At 61.7% G+C, this 6494-nt stretch carries 8 protein-coding genes and 3 pseudogenes; 4 read left to right on the forward strand and 7 right to left on the reverse strand.

Features of this window, described 5'->3' with window-relative positions; all coding sequences use genetic code 11:
• Both JCM19049_RS06740 and JCM19049_RS06745 read right to left on the reverse strand, forming a co-directional pair.
• Positions 1 to 344, reverse strand: a 344-nt coding sequence (locus JCM19049_RS06740; RefSeq protein WP_279402626.1) for an SH3 domain-containing protein, incomplete at its 3' end; no start/stop codon positions are given.
• A gap of 249 nt (positions 345 to 593) precedes the next feature.
• The gene (locus JCM19049_RS06745; protein ID WP_054821198.1) at positions 594 to 1217 is read right to left on the reverse strand and encodes a flavin reductase family protein; all 624 of its coding nucleotides are present in this window, start codon (positions 1215 to 1217) and stop codon (positions 594 to 596) included.
• Between the two features lie 127 nt (positions 1218 to 1344).
• Between JCM19049_RS06745 and JCM19049_RS22355 the strand changes: the two are divergent.
• Positions 1345 to 1482, forward strand: a pseudogene (locus tag JCM19049_RS22355) (maltose acetyltransferase domain-containing protein); the annotation flags it as partial.
• 245 nt (positions 1483 to 1727) lie between these two features.
• Positions 1728 to 1964, forward strand: coding sequence for a hypothetical protein (locus JCM19049_RS22360; RefSeq protein ID WP_306420724.1), 237 nt, complete (start codon positions 1728 to 1730; stop codon positions 1962 to 1964).
• Here JCM19049_RS22360 and JCM19049_RS06755 read toward each other — a convergent pair.
• Positions 1883 to 2668 carry a hypothetical protein gene (locus JCM19049_RS06755; RefSeq protein ID WP_054821199.1) on the reverse strand — a complete coding sequence of 262 codons (786 nt, stop codon included), beginning with the start codon at positions 2666 to 2668 and terminating at the stop codon, positions 1883 to 1885. The two genes, JCM19049_RS22360 and JCM19049_RS06755, sit on opposite strands and share 82 nt — an antisense overlap.
• 657 nt (positions 2669 to 3325) lie before the next feature.
• Here JCM19049_RS06755 and JCM19049_RS23250 point away from each other — a divergent pair.
• Positions 3326 to 4012, forward strand: a pseudogene (locus JCM19049_RS23250) (MerR family transcriptional regulator); the annotation flags it as partial.
• A 65-nt stretch (positions 4013 to 4077) separates the two neighbouring features.
• Here the strand turns inward: JCM19049_RS23250 and JCM19049_RS06765 are convergent.
• Positions 4078 to 4281 carry a helix-turn-helix domain-containing protein gene (locus JCM19049_RS06765; RefSeq protein WP_054821201.1) on the reverse strand — a complete coding sequence of 68 codons (204 nt, stop codon included), beginning with the start codon at positions 4279 to 4281 and terminating at the stop codon, positions 4078 to 4080.
• A 199-nt stretch (positions 4282 to 4480) separates the two neighbouring features.
• On the reverse strand, positions 4481 to 4651 hold the full coding sequence (locus JCM19049_RS19125) for a hypothetical protein (RefSeq protein WP_279402629.1): 171 nt from the start codon (positions 4649 to 4651) through the stop codon (positions 4481 to 4483).
• Between JCM19049_RS19125 and JCM19049_RS06770 the strand changes: the two are divergent.
• Positions 4574 to 4986, forward strand: a pseudogene (locus tag JCM19049_RS06770) (Lrp/AsnC family transcriptional regulator). The gene JCM19049_RS19125 and the pseudogene JCM19049_RS06770 sit on opposite strands and share 78 nt — an antisense overlap.
• Before the next feature lie 28 nt (positions 4987 to 5014).
• Here JCM19049_RS06770 and JCM19049_RS06775 read toward each other — a convergent pair.
• Complete coding sequence (locus JCM19049_RS06775) at positions 5015 to 5632, reverse strand: TetR family transcriptional regulator (RefSeq protein WP_054821202.1); 618 nt, start codon at positions 5630 to 5632, stop codon at positions 5015 to 5017.
• Positions 5633 to 5752: 120 nt separating this feature from the next.
• Positions 5753 to 6494, reverse strand: a 742-nt coding sequence (locus JCM19049_RS06780; protein WP_279402627.1) for an MFS transporter, incomplete at its 5' end; no start/stop codon positions are given.

Genomic DNA, 6494 nt, shown 5'->3' on the forward strand with positions numbered 1-6494 from the left:
GCCTTCGGAGCGCTGGTGGAAGTCAGGTACTTGCCGGAGACCCAACCCGTTTTTGACGCATATTTCACCTGCTCCCAGGTGCCGCTCTTCTTTAGGACGGTCAGCGTGACGCCTGTAGGAATCACCAGAAGCGACTTGGATGAGGCCGTTGGTTTTTGGCGCAGGTTGAGGTTGGTAGTGGTCTTCTTCTTGATCGTTGCCTTGGCTGTGGCAACGCTGGCAGATGCGACAGGAGAAGCCAGCGCTGCCGCTGCGACGGGACCTGCCGTAGCGGCGGGCAGGGCTCCACCGACGACAACGGACAGGGCAAGCAGCAGCGCTGTGCCGCGTAGTGTGCGAGCCATCTATTCAACTTTCACCCGGGGCTGCTCTGCGCCCCGGGTGCCTCAGTACAGCCGGTCGCCAGTCTTGCCTAGCATTCCAAAAGATTGCGCATGCCCTTCGAGCACGGCGCGAGGAAGGGCGACGAGCAGATTCGAAATGTCACGGCTGCTTAATTTTATGTCAGGTTCGTCATAAGAAAGTACACATTTTCTGTTTAGTGCAGCTCGCCCAGTAAATCGCCAAGTGGCGCGGCAAGAATTGTCGCTTGCTTAGTCGGCGGAGGCTCGCTGTTCGTCCCATTTCTCCACCGGAATGCGGCGAATGCTCATGATGTCGCCGATGGAACACCACTGGGCGCCACCCAATCGCGCCACCGGATTCAGCAGCTGGGCATCCGGGCGCTGCTGGTCATTACAGACGTTGTCATCCACCGCAACATGCACGACCTCGCCGAGCACCAGGAAGGAATCGCCCACCTCAATGATTTGCTCCAGTTCGCACTCCAGTGCGGCAGGGGAACCAGCCACGCGTGGGGACTTCACACGAAAGCCAGGCTCGGATTCGAGAGCTATTTCCGCGAATTCACTGCGGCCGGGCTCGAACTCGGTGGCGCTGGCGTTGATTTCCTCGACATGGTGACGAGAGGCGAAGCAAATGGTGAATTGGCCTGTCTGTTCAATGTTCCGTAGCGTGTCTTTTCGCCCCACTGAGGTGAACTGAACAATGGGTGGATTCGCACTGGCAAGCGTGAAGAAGGAATGCGGCGCAAGATTCGGCGTCCCGCGCTGATCCACGGTTGACACCCAGGCAATCGGGCGGGGAATGATGAGATTCTTCAACAGGTGGTAGACATCCGCAGCAGCAACTTGCTGCGGATCCGTTTCGATGCGCATGCCAACCAGCTCACCAGATTTCCCTGCGCATTTCCATCAGCGCCTTTGGCCTGGATGCGAAACCATTTTCTATGCTGGTGCCATGACTGAGCTTTTTGCCGATGACTCCCGCTCCAATCGGGAACGAATGCTTGCCGGTGACCCATACATCGCGGACGCCGAATTGGCGCAACTATCGCAGCAAGCGTTGTCCCGAACCTACGAATACGAGCGGGCCTACCTTGAGGATCCGGCGAGCGCCCGCCGCATCCTGGAAAACCTGATCGGCGAACTGGGAACCGGGGTCGATATTCGCCCACCCTTGCGAGTCGATTACGGAAGCAATATCAGCATCGGTGAAGGCACGTTCATCAACTTCAATTTCACGGCCCTTGACGTCGCACCCATCAAGATCGGCGCCGATTGCCAGATCGGCCCGAACGTCCAACTGCTCACCCCCACTCATCCACTGGATCCGGAAGAGCGTCGCAGCAAGATCGAGTCCGCGCAGCCCATCACACTCGGGATAATGTGTGGCTCGGCGGGGGCGTCGTCATCGTCCCCGGAGTCAGCATCGGACACAACTCGGTCATCGGTGCCGGCGCGGTGGTTACCCGTGACATTCCCGCAGGTTGTGGCCGCAGGCAATCCTGCTCGGGTCATCAAACAGCTTGCATGAGCGGCAATCAGCGGTGTCGCGCCCGGCGCACGAAGAGGAGGATGACGCTAAGCAGCATGGCCGTGGCCAGCGTGCCCAACCCGAGATAGACGTGGTGAAGCTGGAGTAGCTGCTCGCGGCCGACGGCCCAAAGGTTGTTCGGGGACCGCAGGTCCTCGGCGGACGAGGAGAAGCTGGCAGCCACCGACAACACTGCGGGCATGATCCATTGCACCAGTAGCGCGGCGCACCACAGCAATAGGGCACTACCCCGGGCAAATCCCAGGTAGCCCAAGGCGATGCCCAGCATTATGGGCCCGAGGAAGTCCAAGTGTGTTTGCACCGCGTCCACTGCCAGAACTTCGCCGAGCCAGTACCCCGGCATCAGGCTCAACACCGCCAGGGCTATGGAGAACCCGCCCAAGGGTGCCAAGGACAGTCCGGCATGGAGGACTAATACGCCCACCACCATCGACAGTGTCAGTCCGAGATGCACGCCCAGCTGCTCCACGTCGAGCGCCGCGGCGCGAAGCACCGTCCAGGATTGGTAGATGGCCGCCGTCCATCCCGTCAGCAGTCCAAGGCCACAGAGTACCGCGCACCGTCCACGCCGGTAGGCAAGCAGCCGGGTGCCCAGGCCGGTCAGCAGCGCCGAGGCGCCGCCCATGAGGAAAAGAAGGTGGGGCTTCTTGCTCGCAAGGGGAAGCAGGCTCGTGGCCGCCTCTTGCCCCGCTGTGGCTTGGATTCCAGGTTCGGCCGTCAGCCAGGGAAGCAAGGCCAGCACAACGGCGGCTATTCCCAGCAACCACTGCACCCACCAAACGGTCAGGGCCGAGCGGACGGCGGAGACGAAACGTGAAGTAGTTCGAGGGCTCACACTGCAATTCTCCCAAAACCGGCCAGCGAATCGGTGAGTCCCGCGCGGGTCAAGGATTTGCGGGGCCGACAGGTGGGTTGGGGAAGGACCGGGGAGACATGGGCCAAGAGCATCAATATTGCCGCGTCCGGAATAGCTACGGGCAACCGCTGAACATGCAGATGGTCCGAAACGCTTCGCTCTGCCACGAAGCCTTTCGGACCATCTGTAGTGTTTCTGCTGACCCGGTTCGGCTGGTAAGCGTCCTCTGCACCCTGAACATGAATATGCTTGGTTCGCGTTCCGGTGGGTCATCGGCCCCGCTGGCGGTAGCCTCGGTTGCCTGTTCTGGTTCTAGTAAATACGCATTCGACAGACTGAGCAATAGGCACATTAATCGTTGATCAATCTGATCAAGCGACGACGAGTCGCCTGTCGATTCCTGGTCATTCTGCCGAAAAAGCTAGTGGATGTGACTTGCGACATATCTGATTGGACGCGAAACCCCCTTGACCCTGACGTTGCGTCAACCTTTAGCGTTGTGGGCATGCAAGCCAATTCCTCCCGCCCAGTCGAGCGCTACTCGATCCAACAGGCCGCCAAGCCGCGTCGGTCACCAGCCGCACCCTGCGGCACTATGACCACATCGGGCTGCTTGAGCCGGTTGAGGTTTCCACCGCCGGATACCGCCTCTACGACCAGGCATCGATCGTGCGGCTGCAACGGATTCTGCTGCTGCGCAACATGGGCATGGAGCTCAAGGCCATCGGCGCCATCCTGAATCAGGAGCAGGACCAGATTGCGGCACTCACCGAACACATTGAGGTATTGAAAGGACAGCGCGCGGCCTTGGATCGGCAATTGGAAACCCTGCAGAAAACCATTGAAAGGCTCAACCGAGGAGAGAGCATGGACTTAAATGAATCCTTCGAAGGAATCAACGAACAATACCGGAAGGAGGTCATCGAGCGCTGGGGTGAAGAGAGCTACACCGCTTCTGACCGCTGGTGGAAAGCCCTGTCCGCAGACGAGCGGGGAGATTTCATGGCGCAGTCCAAGGCCCTGATCGCGGCGTGGACCAATGCCGGGACACGGGGCCTGAGCCCCGATTCGGCCGAGGCCCAGCAGCTGGCGGCAGAACACGTGCGGTGGCTGCGTGGCATTCCCGGCACCCCGGGCCACGGGAGTGACGACCCCAGCGTCCTACACCGGTACGTGCGCAACCTCGCGGAAATGTACGTGGCGGATCAGCGCTTTGGCGATACCTACGGGGGCCAGGCGCAGTTTGTGCACGATGCCTGATCCACCATCTCGACCAGCAGTAGCCCCGACCGGGCACCGGTCAATCCCCGGTGCCGGAAGGGTTCTCACTTGGTTTCGCGGGCGATGTCCTCCCGCGCCTCCGCGTAACGCCGTTGAATGTAGTTCTCCAGCTCCACACGCTCCACCCGCCACATCCCGCGTCCACCGATCTGGATCGCCGGCAGCTCTCCGCTTTTGACCAGGGCACGCACCTGGGGCAGCTTCACATTCAACTCTTCGGCAACATCTTCGAGGCGTAGGAATCTCATAACCAACACGTTACGTCCATTAGCTGACTTTGGGTTCGATTTATTGCGGTTTTGTGGATAACCGTGCGTTTCGGTTAGACGAGAGGAACTTCCGGGCAGCCGACACATTACCGGTCATACCGTGCAACACGCTTGGGGGTGGCTGATCATTTTGACTAGTATTTCACGAAGGCAACCCGCCTGATTGTTCGATTTGACGCTACCGCGCAGGAGAGACCCCATGATCCCGGAGACGTATCAGCTCGATGAAACCGACCGGCGGATCCTGCTGGCGCTGGACAATGATCCCCGGGTGCCGATCATGATGTTGGCCCAGCAGTTGGGCCTGGCCCGCGGAACCGTGCAGACCCGACTGGAGCGCCTGGCGCACTCCGGCGCCTGCGCCCTAACACTGCACGCATTCGTCCGGCCGCACTGGGGCGTGGGGTCTCCGCTGTGGTCAGCGCCGAGCTGGATCAGGCGCGGCTGGATGAATCGATTGAGGCCCTGCGCCAGATTCCCGAGGTATTGGAGTGTGTGGCTCCGGCCGGGGACACCGACCTGCTGATCCGGGTGGCCGCCAAGGACCCGGATGACCTTTACCGCGTCAGCGAGGTCATCCGGCTGTGCCCGGGCATCACCCGCACCTCGACCTCGATGATCCTGCGCGACGTGATCCCCTACCGCACCACCGCCATGCTCAAGCACGACACCGCCACCAGGTAGCCGCGAGCCTTCCGGCTGCCTGCCGGGCCTAGTTCACCGCAGCTTCTTCAGGCACATCCGCCCGCAATTCGCTGATGCGCCGGCGCAGGTGCCCGGTATGCTGTTGGATTGTTTCTTCCCGGTCATCAAGCTGAACCATCACGTGTGCCCCCACCGTCAGCGTCAGCAGCTCATCGGCCACCGTTGACGGGTCCCACCGGCTGTGCAGCTGCCCGAGGCTCACCGCCTGGTGCAGGTACATCACGGCCAGGTTGCGCCAGGGACTGAGGTTGCGCAGGAATGCCTTGCTCAGTTCCAGGTTGCCAATGGACTGCTCCCAAAAGGTCAGCAGCACCCGGGCCAGTTCCTTGTTGTCCTGCCGGTCGGGCAGGGTCTGCTCGAAGATCGCCGAGACCGCGTCCATTCCCTGCAGCCCGGAGACGGTGCGCTGCAGACGCTCAACCAGGACCGCGGTGGCGTACTGGCTGGTGGCCATCAGGATCTCGTCCTTGCCCTCGAAGTATCGTTTGAGGGCGCCATTGGCGTACCCGGCGGCCGCCGCGATCTCGCGCATGGTCGCCGCCCGGAAGCCGCCGTCGATGATCAGCTTTTTGGTGGCCAGCACGATTTCCAGGCGCCGCTGATCATGGTCGATAATTTTCGGCACCAAGTACCTCCTCGGACTGAAGTTCAGCGTCGGGGTTTCCAGCTGGGAATTTCATGAGTGCAGTCCTCGTTCCCAGGGAACCTGTGATAGCGGGCCACACCAGCTTACTGAGCGTTGGGGTTAACTACCAGATTTTACCGGCTGCATCTTGGGTCCGGCCAACAGTGTCCGATTGCTGAGCACGCAAACCAAGCTGAGCACGCACAGCACCCCCAACAGGAGGATGAAATACAGCGGGTCGGCGAACAGCCGCCACAGTGAGAGCAGCGTGGGAATTAGGAAGCCGATGTAGCACACCGAGTAAAACCGTCCAGTCAGCTTGCCCACCTCGCCGGGACCGGCCAACGCCAGCACCTGGCCCAGCCCACCCAGCAGCAGGATCCCGTTCGCGCAGCCGGCCAGCACCGAGGCCACCAGGCCCAGGGCGGTGGAACCGGTCAACGCCACGGGGATCATCACCAGGTAGGTGGTGATCGCGGTCAGCAGTCCAATGACCAGCAGCCTTGCCGTTCCCGGCCGGTCCCAGCGCCGGGCAAAGGGCTGGATCAGGGCCCCCAGGCCCATGGTGACCGCCACGGTGATGGTGGAGAACAACAGGCTCGCCCCGGCACCCCTACCGGTCAGCGCCGGGACCACCGCGAAGCCGCTGGTGGCCAGGCCAAAGACCCAGGGGGCCATGGGCAGTACCAGGCGGTTGAAGATCTTCAGGCCCTGCGCGCTGGTGCCCTGCACCGCCTGCTGCACCGGTTCCCGCCGGGGAGTGCCGGGTTGGAAGGCAATGAGCACCAGCCAGGCTGCGGCCGTGATCGCGTGCACCAGGTAGGCCAGTTCCGGGTTCCAGGTCGCCCCACCAGGCACCGGA

The organism is Arthrobacter sp. JCM 19049 (assembly GCF_001310435.1).